Source organism: Burkholderia thailandensis E264, assembly GCF_000012365.1.
GTDB lineage: Bacteria > Pseudomonadota > Gammaproteobacteria > Burkholderiales > Burkholderiaceae > Burkholderia > Burkholderia thailandensis.
Map to the genome: position 1 here is coordinate 2,551,679 of NC_007651.1, position 22,599 is coordinate 2,574,277.

General features: G+C 67.2%; 18 protein-coding genes. 12 read left to right on the forward strand and 6 right to left on the reverse strand.

Features of this window, described 5'->3' with window-relative positions; all coding sequences use genetic code 11:
• The first annotated feature begins 116 nt into the window (after positions 1 to 116).
• On the forward strand, positions 117 to 2,573 hold the full coding sequence (locus BTH_RS23760; protein WP_009890888.1) for an AsmA family protein: 2,457 nt from the start codon (positions 117 to 119) through the stop codon (positions 2,571 to 2,573).
• A gap of 451 nt (positions 2,574 to 3,024) precedes the next feature.
• Positions 3,025 to 4,617: an ABC-F family ATPase gene (locus tag BTH_RS23765; RefSeq protein ID WP_011402313.1), complete on the forward strand. Its 1,593-nt coding sequence runs from the start codon at positions 3,025 to 3,027 to the stop codon at positions 4,615 to 4,617.
• Between the two features lie 455 nt (positions 4,618 to 5,072).
• On the opposite strand, the gene BTH_RS23770 is transcribed toward BTH_RS23765, so the two are convergent.
• A complete protein-coding gene (locus tag BTH_RS23770; RefSeq protein ID WP_009890892.1) occupies positions 5,073 to 6,233 on the reverse strand; it encodes a porin in 1,161 nt (386 codons plus the stop codon).
• Between the two features lie 236 nt (positions 6,234 to 6,469).
• Here BTH_RS23770 and BTH_RS23775 point away from each other — a divergent pair, with 236 nt between their 5' ends.
• The 3 genes from BTH_RS23775 to BTH_RS23785 all read left to right on the forward strand — a co-directional run bounded on the left by BTH_RS23775 (position 6,470) and on the right by BTH_RS23785 (position 10,002).
• Positions 6,470 to 7,906: an aldehyde dehydrogenase family protein gene (locus BTH_RS23775; protein WP_009890897.1), complete on the forward strand. Its 1,437-nt coding sequence runs from the start codon at positions 6,470 to 6,472 to the stop codon at positions 7,904 to 7,906.
• Positions 7,907 to 8,094: 188 nt separating this feature from the next.
• The gene (locus BTH_RS23780) at positions 8,095 to 9,285 is read left to right on the forward strand and encodes an NAD(P)H-dependent flavin oxidoreductase (RefSeq protein WP_009890903.1); all 1,191 of its coding nucleotides are present in this window, start codon (positions 8,095 to 8,097) and stop codon (positions 9,283 to 9,285) included.
• A gap of 72 nt (positions 9,286 to 9,357) precedes the next feature.
• Entirely contained in the window at positions 9,358 to 10,002 is a 645-nt protein-coding gene (locus tag BTH_RS23785) for an OmpW/AlkL family protein (RefSeq protein WP_009905184.1), read from the forward strand.
• A gap of 128 nt (positions 10,003 to 10,130) precedes the next feature.
• Here the strand turns inward: BTH_RS23785 and BTH_RS23790 are convergent, their stop codons facing one another.
• Positions 10,131 to 10,334, reverse strand: coding sequence for a DUF1289 domain-containing protein (locus tag BTH_RS23790; RefSeq protein WP_009890905.1), 204 nt, complete (start codon positions 10,332 to 10,334; stop codon positions 10,131 to 10,133).
• A gap of 168 nt (positions 10,335 to 10,502) precedes the next feature.
• Positions 10,503 to 11,807 (reverse strand): Nramp family divalent metal transporter, encoded by a 1,305-nt coding sequence (locus BTH_RS23795; RefSeq protein ID WP_009890907.1) that lies wholly within the window; start codon positions 11,805 to 11,807, stop codon positions 10,503 to 10,505.
• A gap of 386 nt (positions 11,808 to 12,193) precedes the next feature.
• Here BTH_RS23795 and BTH_RS23800 point away from each other — a divergent pair, with 386 nt between their 5' ends.
• The 4 genes from BTH_RS23800 to BTH_RS23815 all read left to right on the forward strand — a co-directional run bounded on the left by BTH_RS23800 (position 12,194) and on the right by BTH_RS23815 (position 16,280).
• The gene (locus BTH_RS23800; RefSeq protein ID WP_009890909.1) at positions 12,194 to 13,288 is read left to right on the forward strand and encodes a polyamine ABC transporter substrate-binding protein; all 1,095 of its coding nucleotides are present in this window, start codon (positions 12,194 to 12,196) and stop codon (positions 13,286 to 13,288) included.
• Positions 13,289 to 13,378: 90 nt separating this feature from the next.
• Positions 13,379 to 14,539 (forward strand): ABC transporter ATP-binding protein, encoded by a 1,161-nt coding sequence (locus BTH_RS23805; protein ID WP_009890913.1) that lies wholly within the window; start codon positions 13,379 to 13,381, stop codon positions 14,537 to 14,539.
• Entirely contained in the window at positions 14,536 to 15,465 is a 930-nt protein-coding gene (locus BTH_RS23810) for an ABC transporter permease subunit (RefSeq protein WP_009890915.1), read from the forward strand. The genes BTH_RS23805 and BTH_RS23810 overlap by 4 nt, the downstream gene beginning before the upstream one ends.
• Positions 15,462 to 16,280 (forward strand): ABC transporter permease subunit, encoded by an 819-nt coding sequence (locus tag BTH_RS23815; RefSeq protein ID WP_009890917.1) that lies wholly within the window; start codon positions 15,462 to 15,464, stop codon positions 16,278 to 16,280. The genes BTH_RS23810 and BTH_RS23815 overlap by 4 nt, the downstream gene beginning before the upstream one ends.
• Before the next feature lie 210 nt (positions 16,281 to 16,490).
• Here the strand turns inward: BTH_RS23815 and BTH_RS23820 are convergent, their stop codons facing one another.
• From BTH_RS23820 to BTH_RS23830, 3 genes are read right to left on the reverse strand one after another with little or no spacing between them, the layout of a single operon-like run.
• Positions 16,491 to 17,297: a sulfite exporter TauE/SafE family protein gene (locus BTH_RS23820; RefSeq protein WP_009890920.1), complete on the reverse strand. Its 807-nt coding sequence runs from the start codon at positions 17,295 to 17,297 to the stop codon at positions 16,491 to 16,493.
• Positions 17,298 to 17,336: 39 nt separating this feature from the next.
• Positions 17,337 to 19,007, reverse strand: a complete 1,671-nt coding sequence (locus BTH_RS23825) for a bifunctional protein tyrosine phosphatase family protein/NAD(P)/FAD-dependent oxidoreductase (RefSeq protein ID WP_009890921.1) — start codon at positions 19,005 to 19,007, stop codon at positions 17,337 to 17,339.
• Positions 19,008 to 19,056: 49 nt separating this feature from the next.
• Positions 19,057 to 19,950, reverse strand: a complete 894-nt coding sequence (locus BTH_RS23830; RefSeq protein ID WP_009890922.1) for an MBL fold metallo-hydrolase — start codon at positions 19,948 to 19,950, stop codon at positions 19,057 to 19,059.
• Positions 19,951 to 20,208: 258 nt separating this feature from the next.
• On the opposite strand from BTH_RS23830, the gene BTH_RS23835 reads away from it, so the two are divergent.
• From BTH_RS23835 to BTH_RS23845, 3 genes are all read left to right on the forward strand, one after another.
• On the forward strand, positions 20,209 to 21,564 hold the full coding sequence (locus BTH_RS23835; RefSeq protein WP_009890923.1) for a sigma-54 interaction domain-containing protein: 1,356 nt from the start codon (positions 20,209 to 20,211) through the stop codon (positions 21,562 to 21,564).
• 204 nt (positions 21,565 to 21,768) lie between these two features.
• Positions 21,769 to 22,332 carry a DUF2975 domain-containing protein gene (locus BTH_RS23840; RefSeq protein WP_009890925.1) on the forward strand — a complete coding sequence of 188 codons (564 nt, stop codon included), beginning with the start codon at positions 21,769 to 21,771 and terminating at the stop codon, positions 22,330 to 22,332.
• Positions 22,333 to 22,342: 10 nt separating this feature from the next.
• Positions 22,343 to 22,567 (forward strand): helix-turn-helix domain-containing protein, encoded by a 225-nt coding sequence (locus BTH_RS23845; RefSeq protein WP_009890927.1) that lies wholly within the window; start codon positions 22,343 to 22,345, stop codon positions 22,565 to 22,567.
• Positions 22,568 to 22,599 lie beyond the last annotated feature (32 nt).

The window sequence follows — 22,599 nt, forward strand, 5'->3', positions numbered from 1 at the left end:
AAAACGGTAAATGGGGGCGGTTGGCGCCGCATCGTGCGCCATAATAACTGTCAGCGGCAGCGTCGCGCACGCTGCGCGGCGCTGTCGGTTCAGGAAGAACAACGACGGAATCTGGCATGGCGCTTACCCGCACCCTCGGCAAAACGGCGGCGTGGATCGTCGGCATCGCCGCGGTCTTGACCGCGGCGGTCGGCGTGTTCATCTTCACGTTCGACTGGAACCGCGCGAAACCCTGGATCAACGAGCAGGCCAGCGCGTCGATCGGCCGGCCGTTCGAGATCCGCGGCGACATCAAGGTCGGCTGGCGGCGGCCCGACGGCGAGACCGGCTGGCGCGCCTGGGTGCCGTGGCCGATGTTCTCGGCGAGCCAGGTCGTGATCGGCAACCCGCCCTGGGCGAAGGCACCCAACTTCGCGACGCTCGACGAAGCGCGCTTCGAACTCGCGCTGCTGCCGCTGCTTGCCCACGAGGTCGTGATCCCGACGATCGAGCTCGTCAACCCGGCGCTCGACATCGAGCGGCTCGCCGACGGCCGCAACAACTGGACCTTCGAATTCAAGCAGTCCTCCGGCCCGTCGCCCTGGAAGGTGCAATTGCGCGACTTCGGCTTCGCCAAGGGCACGGTCGCGTATCGCGACGCGATCACGAAAGCCGATCTGACCGTCGCGGTCGACACGCTCGGCCAGCCGATCCCGCTCGGCGACGTGCTACGGCAGCAGGAGGAGACGTCGCGGGCGGCGTCGGCGCAGCGGGTCGGCAAGAAGGGCGCGGCGCAACTGACCGCGAAGGCGAACGCCCAGATCGCATCCGATGCGTCGGCGGCTTCCGCCGCCGGCGCGCCCGCGACAAGCGGCGCATCGGGTGCGAAAGCCGCGGCGTCGGCCGGCAAGGCTGCCGGAGGCGGCCAGGCGACGTCGATGCAGGCGGCGAGCAATCGGGTTCCGGCAAATGCGGGCGGCGCGCCGAAGACGGCTGCGCCGCCGTCTGGCGCTAGCGCCGCGGCGGTTGCCGCCGGCAAGGCGTTTGCGTCGAATGCAGGCGGATCGGCCGTTGCCGCGGCGACTTCCGCTGCCGCTGTATCGATGACCGCGGCCGGCTCCGCCGCAAGCGCCGCATCCGCCGCTGCCGCGGCGAAGCGGCCCGCCGGCCCGACCTACGCGTTCGGCCTGACCGTCAAAGGCCGCTACAAGGGCGTGCTGATCGACGGCACGGGCAAGATGGGGGGCGTGCTGTCGCTTCGCGACGCATCGCGGCCGTTCCCGCTGCAAGCCGACGTGAAGGCGGGCGACACGCGCCTGGCGATCGTCGGCACGCTCACCGACCCGGTCCATCTCGCCGCGATCGATCTGCGGCTGTGGCTGCAGGGCTCGAGCATGTCGCATCTGTACCGGTTGACGGGCGTGACGTTGCCGGATACACCGCCCTACGCGACCGAAGGTCGGTTCATCGGCAATTTCAAGCGGCGCGCGAGCACGTTCCGCTATGAGAACTTCAACGGCCGCGTCGGCGGCAGCGATCTTCGCGGCACGCTGACGTACCAGCAGCGCGCGCCGCGGCCGCTCCTGTCCGGCGAACTCGTGTCGAATCTGCTGCAGTTCTCCGATCTCGCGCCGATCATCGGCGCGGACACGGCCGCGAGCAAGGCGCAGCGCGGCGACACGACGAAGCAGCCGCCCGGCCGCGTGCTGCCCGTCGAGACGTTCCGCACCGATCGCTGGCGCGCGCTCGACGCCGACGTGAAGTTCACGGGCCGCAAGCTGGTCAAGAGCGCCGCGCTGCCGATCACCGATCTGTACACGCACATCGTGATGACGGACGGCGTGCTGTCGCTCGAGCCGCTGAAGTTCGGCGTGGCGGGCGGCTCGCTCGCGACCACCGCGCATCTCGACGGCAGCGCCGCGCCGCTCAAGGGGCGCTTCGTGGTTGCCGCGCGGCATCTGAAGCTCAAGCAGCTGTTTCCGACGCAGAAAGTCATGCAGTCCGCGCTCGGCGAGATCAACGGCGATGCGGCGCTGTCCGCGACCGGCAACTCGCCCGCCGCGCTCGCGGCGACGTCGAACGGCGAGGTGAAGATGCTGATGACCGACGGCGCGATCAGCCGGCTGCTGATGGAAGCGGCGGGCCTGAACGTCGCCAACGTCCTTTACGAGAAGATGTTCGGTAGCCACGACGTGAAGATCAATTGCGCAGCGGTCGATTTCGTGGCGAACAACGGCTTGCTCGACACGAAGCTGTTCGCGTTCGATACCGACGATGCGCTCATCAACATCGACGGCCCGATCGACTTGCGCAACGAGTCGATGAACCTGACGGTTCATCCGCATACGAAGGGGTTCCGCGTGTTCTCGCTGCGCTCGCCGCTGTACGTGAAGGGGACGTTCAAGAATCCGGACGTCGGCGTCGATGCGGGCGCGCTCGCGTTGCGCGCGGGCGCGATGGTCGGCCTCGGGCTCCTGAATCCGTTCGCGGCGCTGATCCCGCTGATCGCGCCGAGCAACAACCGGGACGTGCCGTGCTCGGAGCTGTTCGCGCAATGGAAGGCGCCGCGGAAGGCGGCGAACGCGAGCAAGTGACGGGTTCGTGCCGGGGGGCGACCGGCGAGCGCGATGTCCGCCGGCGCGACGAAGGCCGGCCGCTTCATCGTGGTGGACGAGGGGCGGCGTCGCGCGGACGCCCGCATGACCGGCCCGCCGCGTCGGCAGCCGGGGGGGCGCGCGATGAAGCTCCCGCCGTCCGGCGCGGCGGTGCGATTCCCCGGATGAGGGCTCGACGTTCCGGCACGGCATCCGGACCGTCGCGCTTTCGGGGCTTTCCCTTCCGGAAAGCCCGGTCCGAATGGCCCGAGCGAGCCGCGAAAACAGCGATCGATCGATTCGACGACAAATTCTGATGCCGGCTGCCGGATGAAACACACACGCATTGCGCGCTTGTTTTCGGGGCCCGAGGCACGCGCGGCGCAGCGATTCATCGACTCCTGCTAAAATACCAGGTTTTCCGTCGATCTATCTCCTAACGGGATCTGCCGTGCTTTCTACCGCCAACATCACGATGCAATTCGGGCCCAAGCCCCTGTTCGAGAATATCTCGGTCAAGTTCGGGGAGGGCAACCGCTACGGCCTCATCGGGGCGAACGGCTGCGGCAAGTCGACCTTCATGAAGATCCTGGGCGGCGATCTCGAGCCGTCGGCGGGCAACGTCGCGCTCGAGCCGAACGTCCGGCTCGGCAAGCTGCGCCAGGACCAGTTCGCGTACGAGGACGTGCGCGTGCTCGACGTCGTGATGATGGGCCACACCGAGATGTGGGCCGCGATGTCCGAGCGCGACGCGATCTACGCGAACCCGGAGGCAACCGACGACGACTACATGCACGCGGCCGAGCTCGAGGCGAAGTTCGCCGAGTATGGCGGCTACGACGCCGAGGCGCGCGCGGGCGCGCTGCTGCTCGGCATCGGCATCGAGGAGAAGTTCCACAACGGCCCGATGCGCGACGTCGCGCCGGGCTGGAAGCTGCGCGTGCTGCTCGCGCAGGCGCTGTTCTCGAATCCGGACGTGCTGCTGCTCGACGAGCCGACCAACAACCTCGACATCAACTCGATCCGCTGGCTCGAGGACACGCTCAACAACTACAACTCGACGATGATCATCATCTCGCATGATCGTCACTTCCTGAATTCGGTGTGCACGCACATGGCCGACATGGACTACGGCACGCTGAAGGTCTGGCCGGGCAACTACGACGACTACATGCTCGCGTCCGCGCAGGCGCGCGAGCGGCAGGCCGCCGCGAACGCGCGCGCGAAGGAGCGCGTCGCCGAGCTGCAGGACTTCGTGCGCCGCTTCTCGGCGAACAAGTCGAAGGCCCGCCAGGCGACGAGCCGCGCGAAGCAGATCGACAAGATCAAGATCGAGGAATTCAAGCCGTCGTCGCGTCAGAATCCGTTCATCCGCTTCGAATTCGAGAAGAAGCTGCACAACATCGCGGTCGTCGCCGATTCGATCACGAAGAAGTACGAGCGCACGATCTTCGAGAACTTCAACCTGTCGGTGCAGCCGGGCGAGCGCATCGCGATCATCGGCGAGAACGGCGCGGGCAAGACGACGCTCCTGCGCGCGCTCTTCGGCAATCTGACGCTCGATCACGGCACGGTGAAGTGGGCCGAGAACGCGAACGTCGGCTACATGCCGCAGGACACCTACGAAGAGTTTCCGAACGACGTCACGCTGATGGACTGGATCGACCAGTACCGCAAGGACGGCGACGACGAAACGATGGTGCGCGGCACGCTCGGCCGCCTGCTGTTCTCGGCGGACGACATCAAGAAATCGGTGAAGGTGCTGTCGGGCGGAGAGAAGGGCCGGATGATCTGGGGCAAGCTGATGCTCGGCCGCCACAACGTGCTCCTGATGGACGAGCCGACCAATCACATGGACATGGAGTCGATCGAGTCGCTGCAGATCGCGCTCGAGAAGTTCGAGGGCACGCTGATCTTCGTGTCGCACGACCGTGAATTCGTGAGCGGCCTCGCGAACCGGATCATCGAAGTGACGACGGACGGCAAGCTCGTCGACTTCGGCGGGAACTACGAGGATTTCCTCGCGAGCAAGGGCTTGCAGTAACAGCGGCGGCTTGTAACCAAACCAATCTGATGTATCCAAGAGGCCCGCTAGGTTGTACCCGGCGGGCCTTTTGCCCTACTCAGGACGCCGCGCGCATCCCGGCGGCCGATGGCTGTCCCACTCCTCTTTGCTGCCTTAGCGGCTCACCGGCCTCGCGGCTTTCTCGGCGCTCTCCGGTTGAGCCCGCGCCCGCTGTCCCTCCAATCTCGGCTGCGCGCCAAAGGCGTGCAGCGTCGGCCCGCGCGTTGGCGATCTCGTCAAGTAACGCGCCATGGGCCAATTCATAGCGGTCGAGCAGTGCCTGTAACCGCCATGCAGAGGATGAAGGCACTGCGCGATCGGATCATGGCGCACGGGAGCGAGCGAGAAGCCCGGTGCCCCGGAATGCGCGGAACTCCACGAGTTGGACATCAACTTTCGGGGGAGTTTGCGCGACCGACCGCTGCGTTCGCCGCTCAGAACCGGTGCCGCATCCCGATGTTGACGATGCTTTGCGTGTCGGTGCCGCCGTATCCGTACGAGCCGATCGACGCCTGTGCGCGCTGCGTGCCGCCGTCGAGGGTGCGCTGCGTGCCCGACGCGCGCTGCCATGCGCCGACGAGATACAGATCGGTCCGCTTGGACAGCACGTAGTCGGCGCCGGCCGAGACCTGGTGATAGGCCGCGCTCGCATCGCCGCGCGCTTTCGTGTAGCTGTATCCGACACCCACGAGCAGCGCCTGCGTCGCCCGATAGTTCACGAATCCGCGTCCGGTGTCGTAACGCTGAGTCGTGCGAAACGTCGAAAACGCGTCGGGTTTGTAACGCGCGTTGCTGTAATCGACGCCGACCGTCAATGGCCCCGAAGCGTATTGCACGGTCGCCCGCGCGATGTCGATCGATTTGGCCGACGCGTATGCGCCGTTGACGAGCGAGCCGTCGAAAGTGCCGTCCGACGTGCCGCCCCATGTGTCGCGCGTCTTGCCCGACGCGGCCGGATTCTCCGCATGGAAGTAGCCCCCCGCCAGACTGAGCGGCCCGTTGCCGTACGACAGGCCGGCCGACCATGTCTGGCCCGCGCCTGTCTTGCCGGCGACGCCGCCGAGCGCGTACATGCCGACGAACGTGAAGCCCGCGAGCGTGGGTGACGTGTACTTGATCGCGTTGCTCGTGCGCGACGACGTATCGTAGTTGTCGACATCGCCGGGCGTCGCGTAGACGCTGCCGAACGAGTAGCTGGCGGTGATGGGCCACGAGACGTCGACGAGCGCGTCGTACTGGCGGCCGATCGTGATCGAGCCGAGCCGCGCGCTCGCGAGTCCGACGAACGACTGGCGCCCGAACATCCGTCCGTCTTGTCCGAGCGCGCCGGTATTCGGATTGAAGCCGTTTTCGATCGTGAAGATCGCCTTCAGTCCGCCGCCGAGATCCTCGGTGCCCGTCAGTCCCCAGCGGCTGCCGAGCAGATTGCCGCTGCCGACGCCGAGCTGGCTGTTGCCCGACGCGTTTGCGTGATTGATGTAAGTGATCGATGTATCGATGAGGCCGTACAGCGAAACGCTGGATTGGGCGTACGCGGTGCTCGCGACGCCGATGAGCGCGAGCGAGGCGATCGGCAGGGCACGGATTGTGTTCATGGGTGTCTCCACGCGAATGGGTCGATGTGTGCCGCGTGCCGTGGCGGCGGCGTGCCGGATGCGCGGAGGCCGCGAGGCGCTCCGGCGTCAGGGCGGTTCCGATCGTAGGGGCGCGTTACTCCGTTTAGATGAGCGACAAATGACAATCCCGTCATTCGCGCGTCATGAACGGAGGGCGCGTGCGGCGTTGCCGGCGGGTAGAATGTTGCGCATTCCACGGAGACAGGAACACCACGATGAAAACCTGCGAACAGTTCTATATCGGCGGCGCGTGGCACCCGAGCACGGGCAAGGGCACGATCGACGTGATCGACTCGGGCACCGAGGCCGTGATCGGCCGCATTCCCGAAGGCACCGCCGAAGACGCGAAAGCGGCCGTCGCCGCCGCGCGCGCGGCGTTCGACGGCTGGGCGGCGACGCCGCCCGCCGAGCGCGCTCGCTATCTGCGCAAGATCACCGACAACCTGAAGGCGCGCAGCGAGGACCTCGCGCAATCGATCACGGGCGAAGTCGGCATGCCGATCAAGCTGTCGCGCGCGATCCAGGTTGGCGGTCCGATCTATAACTGGGGCGCGTATGCGAAGCTCGCCGAGACGTTCGCGTTCGAGGAGCCGGTCGGCAATTCGCTCGTCGTGCGCGAGCCCGTTGGTGTCGTCGCGGCGATCACGCCATGGAACTACCCGCTCAACCAGATCACGCTGAAGGTCGCCGCCGCACTCGCGGCGGGCTGCACGGTCGCGCTGAAGCCGTCGGAGATCGCGCCGCTCAATGCGTTCATCCTCGCCGAGGCGATTCATGACGCGGAGCTGCCCGCCGGCGTGTTCAATCTCGTGTGCGGTTACGGGCCCGTCGTCGGCGAGGCGCTCGCGAGCGATCCTGAGGTGGACATGGTGTCGTTCACCGGCTCGACGCGCGCGGGCAAGCGCGTCGCCGAGCTCGCCGCGGCCGGCGTGAAGCGCGTCGCGCTCGAGCTGGGCGGCAAGTCGGCCTCGGTGATTCTCGACGACGCCGACTTCGCGGCCGCGGTGAAGGGCACGGTGTCCGCGTGCTACCTGAACGCGGGCCAGACGTGCTCCGCGCATACGCGGATGCTCGTGCCGGAATCGCGCTATGAAGAAGCACGCGAGCTCGCGAAGGCCGCCGCGGAAAGCTATGTCGCAGGCGATCCGCGCGACGACGCGACGCGGCTTGGCGCGCTCGCGTCGTCGGCTCAGCAAAAGCGCGTGCAGGATTACATCCGGCGCGGCATCGACGAGGGCGCCGAGCTCGTCACGGGCGGCCTCGGCATGCCCGAAGGCATCGCACGCGGCTTCTTCGTGAAGCCGACCGTGTTCGGCCGCGTGAAGCCCGACGCGACGATCGCGCAGGAAGAAATCTTCGGTCCGGTGCTGTCGATCATCACGTATCGCGACGAGGCCGACGCGGTGAGGATCGCGAACGATTCGCCGTACGGCCTCGGCGGCGCGGTGTGGTCGGGCAGCGACGAGCGCGCGATGCGCATCGCGCGCCGCATTCGCACGGGGCAGGTCGACATCAACGGCGGAGCCTGGAACATGGCCGCGCCGTTCGGCGGTTTCAAACAGTCGGGGATCGGTCGCGAGAACGGCGTGTACGGGCTCGAAGAATATCTCGAATACAAATCGATGCAATTGCGGCCGAAGAAGGGCGCGTGACGCGCGCCTGAAGCCGGGCGTGCGCGCGCGCAAGCGCGACGCGTAAGCCATGCATCGGGCGCGCTCCTTTCTTGCGGCGACACGGCGCGCGTCCATGCGCACGCGTGCCGTTTTTCTTGACGACGGTCAAAGCGCTTCGCCGACAATCGCCGATCATCAAATTCTTTCCGTCGTATCGAGAGATTGTGATGACCGGTCCCATTCCATTTCCGCCGCTCGAGATCCGCGGCCGCTCGCTGTTGCCCGTCGTGCAGGGCGGGATGGGCGTCGGCATCTCCGCGCATCGGCTTGCCGGAAGCGTCGCGCGCGAAGGCGCGCTCGGCACGATCGCGAGCATCGACTTGCGCCATCACCATACCGATCTGATCGAGCGCTGCAAGCTGCATCCCGATCGAGAGACGATGGAGGCCGCGAACCTCGAGGCGCTCGCGCGCGAGATCCAGCGAGCGAAGACGTGGAGCGAGGGGCGCGGCATGATCGCGGTCAACGTGATGAAGGCGGTGCGCTCGCACGCGGATTACGTGCGCATCGCATGCGAGTTCGGCGCGGATGCGATCGTGATGGGCGCGGGCTTGCCGCTCGATCTGCCGGACATGACGCAGGGCCACGACATCGCGCTGATTCCGATCCTGTCGGACAGCCGCGGTATCGCGCTCGTGCTGAAGAAGTGGATGAAGAAGGGGCGCCTGCCCGATGCGATCGTGATCGAGCACCCGGCGCGCGCGGGCGGCCATCTCGGCGTGACGTGCCTCGACGACATGGATGATCCGCGTTTCGCGTTCACGCGCGTGATCGACGAAACCCGGCAGACGTTCGTGTCGCTCGGCCTCGAGTGCGAACGCATTCCGCTCATTGTCGCGGGCGGCATCAACAGCCACGAGGCGGTGCGCGAGGCGCTCGCCGAGGGCGCCGACGGCGTGCAGGTGGGCACGCCGTTCGCGGTTACCGAGGAGGGCGACGCGCATCCGAATTTCAAGCGCGTGCTCGCGAACGCGCAGCCGGGCGACATCGTCGAGTTCGTGAGCGTCACGGGGCTGCCCGCGCGTGCGGTGAGGACGCCGTGGCTCGAGCGCTATCTGCGGCACGAGGCGCGCATCCGCGCGAAGATCGGCGCACTCAGGCAGCGCTGCCCATCCGCGCTCGAATGCCTGAGCGTGTGCGGATTGCGCGACGGCATCGAGCGCTTCGGCCACTTCTGCATCGATACGCGGCTTGCCGCCGCGCTGCGCGGCGACGTCGCGAACGGGCTGTTCTTTCGCGGCCGCGAGTCGCTGCCGTTCGGGCAGGCGATTCGCAGCGTGCGCGATCTGCTCGAGCTGCTGCTCACGGGCACCGCGCCGGAGGCTGCGGCAAACCGTCCCACTTTCTCGCTGTCGTGATGCTTGATGTCGGTCAATATAAGTGGGGAACCATCCCCTGAGAATGAAGCCTGTTCTTAGGGAGTCCTTATCATGCGTCGTCAAGCAATTCGTACTTGCACCACCGCCATCGCCTGCGCAGCCGGTCTTGCGATGATTCCGTCGCTATCGCATGCGGCTTCGCCCGGAGAGGGCATCAATCAAGGCGACATCATTGCGCGCGTTCGCGGGATCAGCATCATGCCGGACGAGCGCACGAGCAATACGTTGTCGGCGCTGAACGTGGGCGTGAACAATGCGATCGTCCCGGAGCTCGATTTCACGTACATGATTCGCGATTATCTGGGCGTCGAGCTGATCCTCGGCACGTCGCGGCATCAGATCACGTCGTCGCTCGGCGATCTCGGCGGCGTCGGCGTGCTGCCGCCGACGCTGTTGCTGCAGTACCACTTCAATCACGCCGGCAAGGTGCGCCCGTATGTCGGCGCGGGTATCAACTACACGCTGTTCTACAACAACGGGTTGCACGCGGGCGGCGAGGGGATCGGGATCAACAACCACAGCTTTGGTCCCGCGCTGCAGTTCGGCGTCGACGTGCAAGTGACGAAGAAGGTGTTCGTCAACGTCGACGTGAAGAAGATCTGGATGCACACCGACGCGACGCTCGGCGGCCAGCCGCTCGGCCGGCTTAACATCGATCCGCTCGTCGTGGGCGTCGGCGTCGGGATGAAGTTCTAAGAATCGGCAGAATCAAAAAGTGTTGGGGTTGGCGGCACGGCTTCATGCGTGCCGTCCTTTTTTTTGATGCATTTGTTTCGGCATGCTGATCGAATGCGCATGCGCGGCAGGCGCCGTGCGTGGCGGGCCTACAGCCTGTCGTACTGAAAACGCATCGCGGTGCCTTCGCGCGTGATGCGCTCCCAGACCGCCTGCTTCTCGGCGTCCGTCATGAATACCCAGTTCGAGACTTCGAGCGCCGTTCGTCCGCAGCCTTTGCAGACTTCGTCGAAGAGCGTCGAGCAGACGCCGATGCAGGGGCTGTCGGGTTTGTCGTGAAGATTCGAGGTCATCGGAGCATGGAATTCGGTGATCGCCGCGCGCGGCAAGCCGTTATGTTAATGCATGCGCGCAAAACGCCTGGCGCAGCTGCTCGGGGCAGCCCGGGGCGCGCATGCGTGGCGTGCGGTCGCAAATCGCCCCGGTTGCCCGGGTCGCCTCGATTGCGCCGATTGCGCCGCTCACTGCGCCGCGGCGATCTGCCAGACGAGCGCCCCGTTCAGCAGCAGAATCACGGCGGCGCACGCCCATGCGGCGGCGAGCGGCAAGCCGCGGACACGCCAGTTTCCCATTAGCGCGCGGCTCGACGCGAACACGATGAGCGGAACCATTGCGAGCGGCAATTGCAGGCTCAGCACGACCTGGCTCGCGACGAGCAACTGATTCGATCCGTGCTGCCCGAACAGGCCGACCGCGGCGAGCGCCGGGCCGATCGCGAGCGCGCGGGTGAGGAGCGCGCGCTGCCAGCGCGGCAGCGAGAGCTTCAGGAACCCTTCCATGATCGCTTGCCCGGCAAGCGTGCCCGTCACCGTCGCCGACAGTCCGCACGCGAGCAGCGCGGCCGCGAACAGCAGGCCTGCCCAGTGGTTGCCGACGAGCGGTGCGATGAGCCGGTGCGCATCGGCGAGATCGGTGACCTCGTCGTGGCCGCTCGCATGGAACACCGCCGCCGCGACGATGAGAAGCGCCGCGTTGATCACGAACGCGAAGCCGAGCGACACGAACGTATCGAGATTGACGCCGAACAGCGCGCGCCGGATCGACTGCTCGTCGCGTTCGCTTGCGTGGTGCTTGACGAGCATCGAGTGCAGATAGAGGTTGTGCGGCATCACGGTCGCGCCGAGGATGCCGGCCGCGAGCCACAGCATGCCGGGCTCGCGCAGCAGCCGCGGCGACGGCGCGGCGCCCGCGAGCGCCGCGTGCCAGTCGGGCCGCGCAAGCGCGACCTCGATCACGAAGCAGAGGCCGACGAAAAGGATGAGCGACGCGATCGCCGCCTCGAGCGTGCGCCGGCCATGCCGCTCGAGCGCGAGCATCGCGAGCGTTGCGATCGCCGATATGAGCACGCCCGCCGTCAGCGATACGCCGAGCAGCATTTGCAGCGCGACCGCCGCGCCGACGACCTCGGCGACGTCGCAGGCGACGATCGCGATTTCGGCGGCGATCCACAGCGGCACCGTCGCGCGCGGGTCGAAGCGTTCGCGGCACAGTTGCGCGAGGTCGCGCCCGGACACGACGCCGATCCGCGCGGCGAGCCATTGCAGCAGCATCGCCATCAGGCTCGCGGCGATCACGACGCCGAGAAGTGCGTAGCCGTAGCCTGCGCCGCCTGCGAGCGCGGTCGCCCAGTTGCCGGGGTCCATGTAGCCGACGGCGACGAGCACGCCCGCGCCGACGAACGCGGCCCAGCGGCCGCCGCCGCCCGGCCCGCCGGAGGCGGACGGGCGGCGCGATGCACGGCGGACGGCAAGCGGGCGACTGTTCATGATGGCGGTCCGGCGAACGGTTTGACGCACGCGGCCGGGCGGCGGGCGCGGCGTTCGGACGGGCGGGGCGCGCGTCCTCCTATCCGAAACGACGAACGGGCGCCGCCTGAATTTAGGGTAGGTGATCCGTTCGGCCTGCGCGGGCCTTTTTTCAGGATGGACACGCGCCGATAACCCGATAAAATTGCGCCCACCTGCCGCGTCGCGGCGCCCCGCCGTGCAATCGAAAAGTGCAAATGTGTTCCGTTTGTGCGACAAAAGCGGGAAATTTTTGTGGCGGGGCCGGATTAGTGGTAGCTTTCGGGGTTTTCAAGGGGCGGCGCGAAACGGTGCGCCGCAGTGGCGAGGCTGACGGCGATCGAATCGGTTCGATCAGGGAGAACGGGATGAAGGCAAAGGTGGCGGGCCGGTTGACGGCACTTGCGCTCTGCGCGGGCGCAACGGTGGCGGCGGCGAAGGATACGCAGCTCAACGTCTATAACTGGTCGGACTACATTGCGAAGGACACGATCCCGAACTTCGAGAAGCAGACGGGCGTCAAGGTCCGCTACGACAACTACGACAGCGACGACACGCTGCAGGCGAAGCTCCTGACCGGCAACTCGGGCTACGACATCGTCGTGCCGACGAGCAACTACGCGGGCAAGCAGATCCAGGCCGGCATCTTCGCGCCGCTCGACAAGTCGAAGCTGCCGAACCTCAAGTATCTCGATCCGCAACTGATGGCGCTCGTCGCGGGCGCCGATCCGGGCAACAAGTACGTGGTGCCCTGGGCGTACGGCACGACGGGCCTCGGCTACAACGTCGACAAGGCGCAGAAGATCCTCGGCAAGGTGCCGCTCGACAACTGGGACATCCTGTTCAAGCCGGAGAACATCTCGAAGCTGAAGACGTGCGGCGTGTCGGTGCTCGATGCGCCCGACCAGATGTTCGCGGCGACGCTGCGCTACATCGGCAAGGACCCGATGAGCACGAACCCGGCCGACTACCAGGCCGCGATGCAGGTGCTCAAGAAGATCCGCCCGTACATCACGCAGTTCAACTCGTCGGGCTACATCAACGACATGGTCGGGGGCGACATCTGCTTCGCGTTCGGCTGGTCGGGCGACGTCGTGATCGCGAAGCACCGCGCGCTCGAGGCGAAGAAGCCGTACAAGCTCGAGTACTACGTGCCGAAGGGCGGCGCGCCCGTGTGGTTCGACGTGATGGCGATCCCGAAGGACGCGAAGAACAAGGACGCCGCGCTGCAATGGATCAACTACATCGAGGATCCGAAGGTCCACGCGGCGATCACGAACGCGGTCTATTACCCGAGCGCGAACGCGGAGGCGCGCAAGTACGTGCGCCCGGACGTCGCGAACGACCCGGCCGTGTACCCGCATCCGGACGTCGTGAAGACGCTGTTCCTGCTCAAGCCGCTGCCGCCTGAAATCCAGCGCCTGCAGACGCGTCTTTGGACCGAGCTGAAATCGGGACGCTGACGCGAAGCGCGCAGCATCGCAGCAAACCTGAGAAGCCCCTGGTGCCCCCGGGGGCTTTGTTCGTCAAACGTAGGAGCACAGCAGCACATCATGAATAGTCAGTCGGGCGCGGCGGTGGCGGGCGCACCGTCCTATCGGCCTCAGACAGGCGCCGACGAGCGCGCCGAAAACTTTGTCCAGATCATCGACGTCGTCAAGAAGTTCGGCGAGACCGTCGCGGTGCGCAACGTCGATCTGACCGTGCGCAAGGGCGAACTGTTCGCGCTCCTCGGCAGTTCCGGGTGCGGCAAGTCCACGCTGCTGCGGATGCTCGCCGGCCTCGAGACGATCACGTCGGGCAAGATCCTGATCGACGGCGAGGACCTCGCGCAGATGCCGCCGTACAAGCGGCCCGTGAACATGATGTTCCAATCGTACGCGCTGTTCCCGCACATGACGGTCGAGGCGAACGTCGCGTTCGGCCTGAAGCAGGAAGGCGTGCCGAAGGCCGAGCTGAAGGAGCGCGTGCGCGATGCGCTCGAGCTCGTGCAGATGGCGCGCTACGCGGGCCGCAAGCCGCACCAGTTGTCGGGCGGCCAGCAGCAGCGGGTCGCGCTCGCGCGCTCGCTCGTCAAGCGGCCGAAGCTGCTGCTGCTCGACGAGCCGATGTCGGCGCTCGACAAGCAGATCCGCCAGCGCACGCAGATCGAGCTCGTCAACATCCTCGACAAGGTCGGCGTCACCTGCATCATGGTCACGCACGACCAGGAGGAGGCGATGACGATGGCGAGCCGCCTCGCCGTGATGAGCGAAGGCCAGATCGTGCAGATCGGCACGCCGCACGAAGTCTACGAATATCCGAACTGCCGCTTCTCCGCGGAGTTCATCGGCTCGACGAACCTGTTCGACGGCGTGACCGTCGAGGACGAGCCCGATCACGTGTTCATCGAATCGCCGGACCTGCCGTGCCGGCTGTACGTGAACCACGGGATCACGGGCCCGCTCGGGATGCCCGTGACGGTATCGGTGCGCCCGGAGCGGATCGCGCTCACGCGCAAGCCCGCCGAAGGCGCGTACAACTGGGGGCGCGGCGTCGTCACGAATGTCGCGTACATGGGCGGCTATTCGCTGTATCACGTGAAGCTCGATTCCGGGAAGACGGTGATCGCGAACGTGTCGAGCCTCGCGATCGCCGATCTCGACTCGCCCGGCTGGGGCGACGAAATCTACGTGCGCTGGAGCGCCGCGGCCGGCGTGGTGCTGACGTCATGAACGCGCTTTCGTCGCTCATTGCGTGGCCGGTCAGGAAATTCGGCCTGACGGGCAGAACGGCCGTGATCGCGGGCCCGTTCTTCTGGCTCGTGCTGTTCTTCCTCGTGCCGTTCATCCTCGTCGTCAAGATCAGCTTCGCGGAGCTGCAGCTCGGCATTCCGCCGTACACGGAGCTCACCGCGTTTGCCGACGGCGTGCTCAGCATCAAGCTGAACCTGCAGCACTACGCGTTCCTGTTCAGCGACAGCCTGTACTTCGCGACCTACGTGAACTCGGTCGTCGTCGCTGCCGTCACGACGCTGCTGTGCCTGCTGATCGGCTATCCGATGGCGTACTACATCGCGCGCTCGAATCCGGGCACGCGCAACCTGCTGATGATGGCGGTGATGCTGCCGTTCTGGACGTCGTTCCTGATTCGCGTATACGCGTGGATCGGCATCCTGAAGAACAACGGGCTGCTGAACAACTTCCTGATGTGGGCGGGGCTCATCAGCACGCCGATCGAGCTGTACCGGACGAACGTCGGCGTCTACATCGGGATGGTCTATTCGTATCTGCCGTTCCTCGTGATGCCGCTCTACGCGCACCTCGTGAAGATGGACCTGCGCCTGCTCGAGGCCGCTTACGATCTGGGCGCGAAGCCGTGGAAGGCGTTCGTGCAGATCACGCTGCCGCTGTCGAGGAACGGGATCATCGCGGGCTGCCTGCTCGTGTTCATTCCGGCCGTCGGCGAGTACGTGATTCCGGAGCTGCTCGGCGGCGCGAACACGCTGATGATCGGCCGCGTGATGTGGAACGAGTTCTTCAACAACGCGGACTGGCCGATGGCGTCGGCCGTGACCTGCGCGATGGTGCTGCTGCTGCTCGTGCCGATGGCGATGTTCCAGCACTTCCAGGCGAAGGAGCAGGAGGGCCGCCGCAAATGAAGCCGAATCGCTACTTGCAGGTGCTGATGCTCGCGATCGGCTTCGGTTTCCTCTATATCCCGATCGCGAGCCTCGTCGTCTACTCGTTCAACGAATCGAAGCTCGTCACCGTCTGGTCCGGCTTCTCGACGCGCTGGTACACGGCGCTCCTCGAGGACGACGAACTGATAACGGCCGCGTGGCTGTCGCTGAAAATCGCGGTGATGACCGCATTCGCGTCGGTGTTCATCGGCACGTGGGCAGGCTTCGTGCTCGCGCGGATGGGCCGCTTTCGCGGCTTCGCGCTCTACAGCGGGATGATCAACGCGCCGCTCGTGATTCCCGAGGTGATCCAGGGCATCTCGCTGCTGCTGCTGTTCATCGAGCTCGGCAAGTGGTTCGGGTGGCCCGCCGGCCGCGGGATGTTCACGATCTGGCTCGGCCACGTGATGCTGTGCATCTCGTACGTGGCGATCATCGTGCAGTCGCGCGTGCGCGAGCTGAACCCGTCGCTCGAGGAGGCCGCGCTCGATCTCGGCGCGACGCCGTTCAAGGTGTTCTTCTCGATCACGCTGCCGCTGATCTCGCAGGCGCTCGTGTCCGGCTGGTTGTTGTCGTTCACGCTGTCGATCGACGATCTGGTGTTGTCGGCGTTCCTGTCCGGGCCCGGCTCGACCACATTGCCGCTCGTCGTGTTCTCGCGCGTGCGCCTCGGCCTCAATCCGGAAATGAACGCGCTCGCGACGCTGTTCATCGTCGCGGTGACGATCGGCGTCGTGGTGGCGAACTACGTGATGCAGCGTCAGGAAAGGAAGAGGATGGCCGAAGCCGTCTGACGCGGCTGCGCGGGCGGCGGCCCGATGAAGGGGCTGCCGCGCGCGGCGCGTTGCCGTCGCTCGCGTGAGCGAAACCCGAGACAGCGCCCGTGCGGCCGAAGGCCGTGCGGGCTTTTTTTCGTCAACGGGCCGACCGGCGAGTGCCGGATTTGCGTCGCGGCGTGCGCCGCACCCGTCCCGCGCCGCGCACGTTTCTCGCCGCGCGCGGCGTCAGAAGCCGAACGCCGCTTTCGCGAGGAGCCCCGCGGCCACGCACACGAGCGCGGCGGCGAAGCCCAACTGCACGTGCCGCGCGGACAGGTAGCGCGACACCCAGCGTCCGGCCGCCATGCCGAGCGCGGTTGTCACGGTGAACCACAGCGTGACGTCGAGCGGCGCGGGCGTGCCGCTCACGATCGTCGCGATCACGCCGCCCGTGCCGACGAGCGCGATCACCATCAGCGAGGTCGCGACGATACCGTGCATCGTCACGTTCGTGAACTTGCGCAGCATCGGCACGATCACGAAGCCGCCGCCGACGCCGAGCAGGCCCGTCATCAGCCCCGTGAGCGCGCCCGTCGACGCGAGCGCGATGCCGGCGGCCCACGACCAGACGAGGCGGCCCGTGTCCGGGTCGATGCGGCCGACGCACAAGGGCGAGCGAGCCGGCTCGCGGGCGGCGTGCCTGAGCGCTTGGCGCAACAGGCGCACCGCGACGATCATCATCACGAGCGCGAAGAGCGCGAGCAGCACGCGCTGCGGCAGCACGTGCGCGAGACGCACGCCGAGCGTCGTCAGCGGCACGCCGGCCGCGGCCATCAGGAGCGCCGCGCGATAGCGCACGAGCCCGCGCCGAAAGCCTTCGAGCGCGCCGAGCGCGGCGCTGCCCGCGACCGCGACGAGCGCGACGGGCGTCGCCTGCTGCATCGGCCAGCCCATTCCGACGACGAGCGCGGGCACGGCGAGAATGCCGCCGCCCGCCCCCGTCAATCCCAGCACCGCGCCGACGATGCTGCCCAACACCAGAGAAATCAGCATGCTTCGTTGTTCCGGACGAGGGTCATCGATGGGCGGCGATCAGCCGACGATCTCGGGCTTCGCGAGCCATTCGCGGCCCTTGAGCATCGCCTGCCAGTAAAGGGGCGGCAGCAGCCGCTCCTTGAGCAGCCACGCGAGCCGCGACGGGCGTTTGCCGTCGATGAGCCACGCGGGGAAGGTCGGCGCGACCTTGCCGCCGTACAGGAATTCGGCGAGCACGATCTTGCCGCGCTCGACGGTGAGCGGGCACGAGCCGTAGCCGTCGTAGGTCGCGTCGCCGTGGGTCTTGCCGAGCGCGGCGAGCACGTTGTGCGCGACGACGGGCGCCTGCTTGCGCGCGGCGGCCGCGGTTTTCGCGTTCGTCGTGTTCGTCACGTCGCCGAGCGCGAACACGTCCGCGTGGCGCTTGTGGCGCAGCGTCGCCGGATCGACGTCGATCCAGCCGGCCGCGTCGGCGAGCGGGCTCGCGCGCACGAAATCGGGCGCCTTCTGCGGCGGCACGACGTGGATCATGTCGAATTCGCGCGTGACGGTTTCGGCGCCGCCTTCCGGCAACGTGCGGGAGAACGTCGCGCGCTTGCGCTCGCCATCGATCGCGATCAGGTTGTGGCCGAAATTCAGCGCGATGTCGTAGCGCTTCACGTATTCCATCAGCGCGGGCACGTAATCGGCGACGCCAAAGAGCGCCGCGCCCGCGTTGAAGAACTCGACGTCGATCTTCTCGAGACGATGCGTGCGCCGCCAGTGGTCGGCAGACAGATACATCGCCTTTTGCGGCGCGCCCGCGCACTTGATCGGCATCGGCGGCTGCGTGAACAGCGCGCGGCGGCCGGCGAACGTGCGCACGAGCTGCCACGTGTACGGCGCGAGATCGTAGCGGTAGTTCGACGTGACGCCGTTCTTGCCGAGCGTCTCGGGCAGCCCTTCGATGCCGTGCCAGTCGAGCTTCAGCCCCGGGCAGACGACGAGCTGCCGGTAGCGCACGAGCCGGCAGCCGTCGAGCACGACCGTGTGCGTGTCCGGCTCGAACGCGGCGACGGCGGCCTTGATCCAGTGCACGCCGCGCGGCAGCACGGCAGCCATCTGCCGCGCGGTCGTCTTCGGCTGGAACACGCCCGCGCCGACCATCGTCCAGCCGGGCTGGTAGTAATGGGTGTCGGCCGGATCGATGACGGCGATGTCGAGCGAGCGATCGCGCGCGAGCAGGCTCGACGCGATCGCGATCCCCGCCGCGCCCGCGCCGACGATCACGATGTCGTGGCTCGCCTCGACGGTTTGCGTCGCCGCGCTCTGGCTGCGCTGCATGATCCGGCGGCCGAGCGCGGCGAGATCGTAGCCGGCCGCGCGGCCCGTGGCGACGATGTCGTTCAGCGGCCGCAGCCCCGCCTGCGACAGCCCCCACAACGTCGCCGAGCGCATGCCGGTGCGACAGTACGCGAGCACGGGCGATGCGAGCGTGCCGAGCAGTGCGCCGAACTGCTCGCCTTGCGAATCGGTGACCTTGCCCGAATCGACGGGCAGGTAGTGAACCGCGATGCCGAACGGCTTCGCGGCCGCGTCGATCTCGGCGACAGTCGGCTGGTCCGGGCCTTCGCCGTCCGGCCGGTTGCAGACGATCGCGCGAAAGCCGGCCTGCGCGATCGCGGGCAGGTCGGCGGCGGCGAGTTGGGGGGAGACCGACAGCGTGTCGGTCAGCTTGCGGATTTCCATGGTTGGCCTGTTGTGTGTGTCGTGTCGTCGTTGGGGAGGGCGGGCACGCTCAGATCGCGTCGAGCGGGATCTTCAGGTAGCGCACGCCGTTGTCCTCGGGCTCGGGCAGGCGCCCCGCGCGCATGTTGACCTGCACCGACGGCAGCATCAGCACCGGCATGTCGAGCGTCGCGTCGCGCGCGGTGCGCATCGCGACGAAGTCGTCCTCGGTGACGCCCTCGCGGATGTGCACGTTCTCGCGCAGCTCGTTGGCGACGGTGCTCGCGTACTGCACCGCGCGGCCGTTCGGCTGATAGTCGTGGCACATGTAGAGGCGCGTCGCTGGCGGCAGGCTCAGCACCTTGCGGATCGACCGGTACAGCGTGCGCGCGTCGCCGCCGGGGAAGTCGCAGCGCGCGGTGCCGTAGTCGGGCATGAACAGCGTATCGCCGACGAACGCGGCCGCGTCTCGTGCGCCGGGTGCGCCGTGCGCCGCGCGCCCTTCGGTGACGACGTAGGTCATGCACGCGGGCGTGTGGCCGGGCGTGTGCATCGCGCGAATCGACAGCGCGCCGAGCGCGAGCGTATCGCCGTCGTCGAGCAGGCGGTCGAACTGGCTGCCGTCGTGCGCGAACGAGGGCCCCGCGTTGAACAGCTTGCCGAACACGTCCTGCACGCGCGTCACGTGGCGGCCGATCGCGATTTCGCCGCCGACCCGCGCCTTCAGGTACGGCGCGGCCGACAGATGGTCGGCGTGCACGTGCGTCTCGAGCAGCCAGCGCACGCGCGCGCCGAGTGCCGCGACGCGCGCGATCAGCTGGTCCGCGCTCGCGGTGCGCGTGCGGCCGGATTTCGGATCGTAGTCGAGCACGCTGTCGATCAACGCGCATTCGCCGCTGCCGGAATCGAGCAGCAAATAGCTGATGGTGCAGGTCGCCGGGTCGAAAAAGCCTTCGACCGTCATCGTGGGCGCTGTTGTCACGAGATTTCTCCTGGAGCCGATTCATCGAGATGGCGATCGTTTGAACAAGAACCGTGCCAAGTAGCCAGCATTGCCGATCACCGAGCACAGGTACTTGATTCAAATCGTGTTTTGCTTCGGCGCCTCCCACCGTGCGCCGCCTCCCGGGCGACGATCGTTCAAGTTCGCTGCCGTGAATGGCAGTTTGATGGCAGAATTGGCAGCTACGCGGCCGTGGGCCGCGCAGCCGGAGCCGAACCCATGGATCAGCACGACGTCATCCCGATCGTTCCCGTTTCGCCGCCCGACGTGGGCGTGCTCGTGTCGTACCTCGAACAGGACCCGCAACCGATGATCGTGCTCGATCCGTCGTACCGAATCCTCGCCGCGAACGCCGCGTATCAGCGGCAGTTCGGGATTGCCGGCGAGGCGCACGTCGGGCGGCGCTGCTATCAGGTCTCGCATCATTACGACGTGCCGTGCGATCAGGCGGGCGAGCATTGCCCGATGAAGCAGGCGACCGAATCGCGCAGCCTGAACCGCGTGCTGCACATCCATCACACGCCGCGCGGGCCCGAGCACGTCGACGTCGAGCTGCGGCCGATCTTCGACGCGCACGGTGCGGTGATCGCGTACGTCGAGCGGCTGACGACCGTGCGCAGCGCGTCGGCCAAGCCGAGCGGCGAGGGGCTCGTCGGCGGCTCGGATGCGTTCAACGCGGCCCTGTCCGCGCTGCAGCGGGTTGCACCTTCGACGCTGCCCGTGCTGCTGCTCGGCGAATCGGGCACGGGCAAGGAATTGTTCGCGCGCGCCCTGCACGAGGCGAGCGCGCGCGCGATGGGGCCGTTCGTCGTGGTCGATTGCTCGGGGATCGCCGAGACGCTGTTCGAGAGCGAACTGTTCGGCTACGAGAAGGGCGCGTTCACCGGTGCGACCGCGCGCAAGCCCGGCCTCGTGGAGACCGCGCAGGGCGGCACGCTGTTTCTCGACGAGATCGGCGACGTGCCGCTGTCGATGCAGGTGAAGCTGCTGCGCCTCATCGAATCGGGGACATTCCGGCGAGTGGGCGGCGTCGAGGTGCTGCGCGCGGATTTCCGGCTCGTCGCGGCGACTCACAAGCCGCTGAAGGCGATGATCGGCGATGGGCGGTTCCGGCCGGATCTGTACTACCGGATCAGCGCGTACCCGATTGCGCTGCCTGCGGTGCGCGAGCGGCCGGGCGACATGCCGCTTCTCGTCGATTCGATCCTGCGCCGGATCGCGGCGCTCGGGCCGGCTGCCGGGCAGCGCTTCACCGTCGCGCCCGATGCGCTCGCGCGGCTCGAGGCGTACGCGTGGCCGGGCAACATCCGCGAACTGCGCAACGTGCTCGATCGCGCATGCCTGCTCACGGACGACGGCGTGATCCGCGTCGAGCACCTGCCCGACGAGGTCGCGCGCGCGGGCGACGCGCGCGAGGAGGCGGGCGCGTCGGCGAAGCTGTCGGACGACGAGCTCGCGCGGATTGCCCGCGCGTTCGTTGGCACGCGGCGCGCGCTCGCCGGGCGAGTCGGGATGAGCGAGCGCACGCTGTACCGGCGGCTGCGCGCGCTCGGGATCGCGACGCGGGACGCTTGAGGGCGGACCCGGGCGGGGCGCGACGGCAAGTGCGCTACATGCGGGCGTCGACGTCCGGTGCCCCTGCGGAGCATTCGTCGCTCGCGATGCAGTTTGATGCACGAATTGCGACAAATAATCAAACTTAAGCAATCAATAATTATTGTTTTACGATAAAAGCGAGCCTAGAATTCGGGCGCTGATCCCCATCTTCGAGGAATTCTCATGCACTCCGATCGCGTCGCTCGTCTCAGCCAGCGGATGGCCGCCGTCACCCTCTGCTTCATCGTCGCGATGATGTTGCTCAACGCCGCATGCTGGGCGTTTCCGTCGCTGAACGCGGTGAAGTCGGGCGCGGGCCTCGGATTCGGCTTGACCGATTCCCTGATCGCGGGCCTGAACGTCGATGTCGCCGCGTTTCCGTGGTGGCAGAAGGCGGGCGGCATCGTGCTGTCGAGCGTGCCGCTCGTCGCGCTCGCGAGCGGCCTGCGCCATCTGCGCGAGCTGTTTCGCACGTATGCGCGCCGTGACTACTTCTCGGCCGGCGCTGCGCGCCATCTCGGCAAGACGGGGCGCGCGGTCGGCGCGTGGGTCGTGCTGAGCGTGCTGTGCGAGCCGCTCCTGAGCGTCTGGGCGACGATGCGCGAGCCCGTCGGGCATCGCGTCGTCACGCTGAGCTTCGGCCTGCCGTACGTCGTCGCCCTGTTCACCGCGGCCTGCATCGCCGTCATCGCGCATATCCTGCGGCGCGCGAGCGAGCTCGACGCCGAGCACCGGCAGTTCGTCTGAGGCGCGCGCCATGCCGATCATCGTCAAGCTCGACGTGATGCTCGCGATCCGCAAGGTCCGCTCGAAGGACCTCGCGGCGGCCGTCGGCATCAGCGAGCAGAATCTGTCGCTGCTCAAGCAGGGCAAGGTCAAAGGCATCCGTTTCGCGACGCTCGAGGCGATCTGCCGGCATCTCGAATGTCAGCCGGGCGATCTGCTGACGTTCGAAGACGAGCCCGGCGCCGATGCGGGATGACGCGGCGCGCGGGCAACTGGCAGGCGTGACGT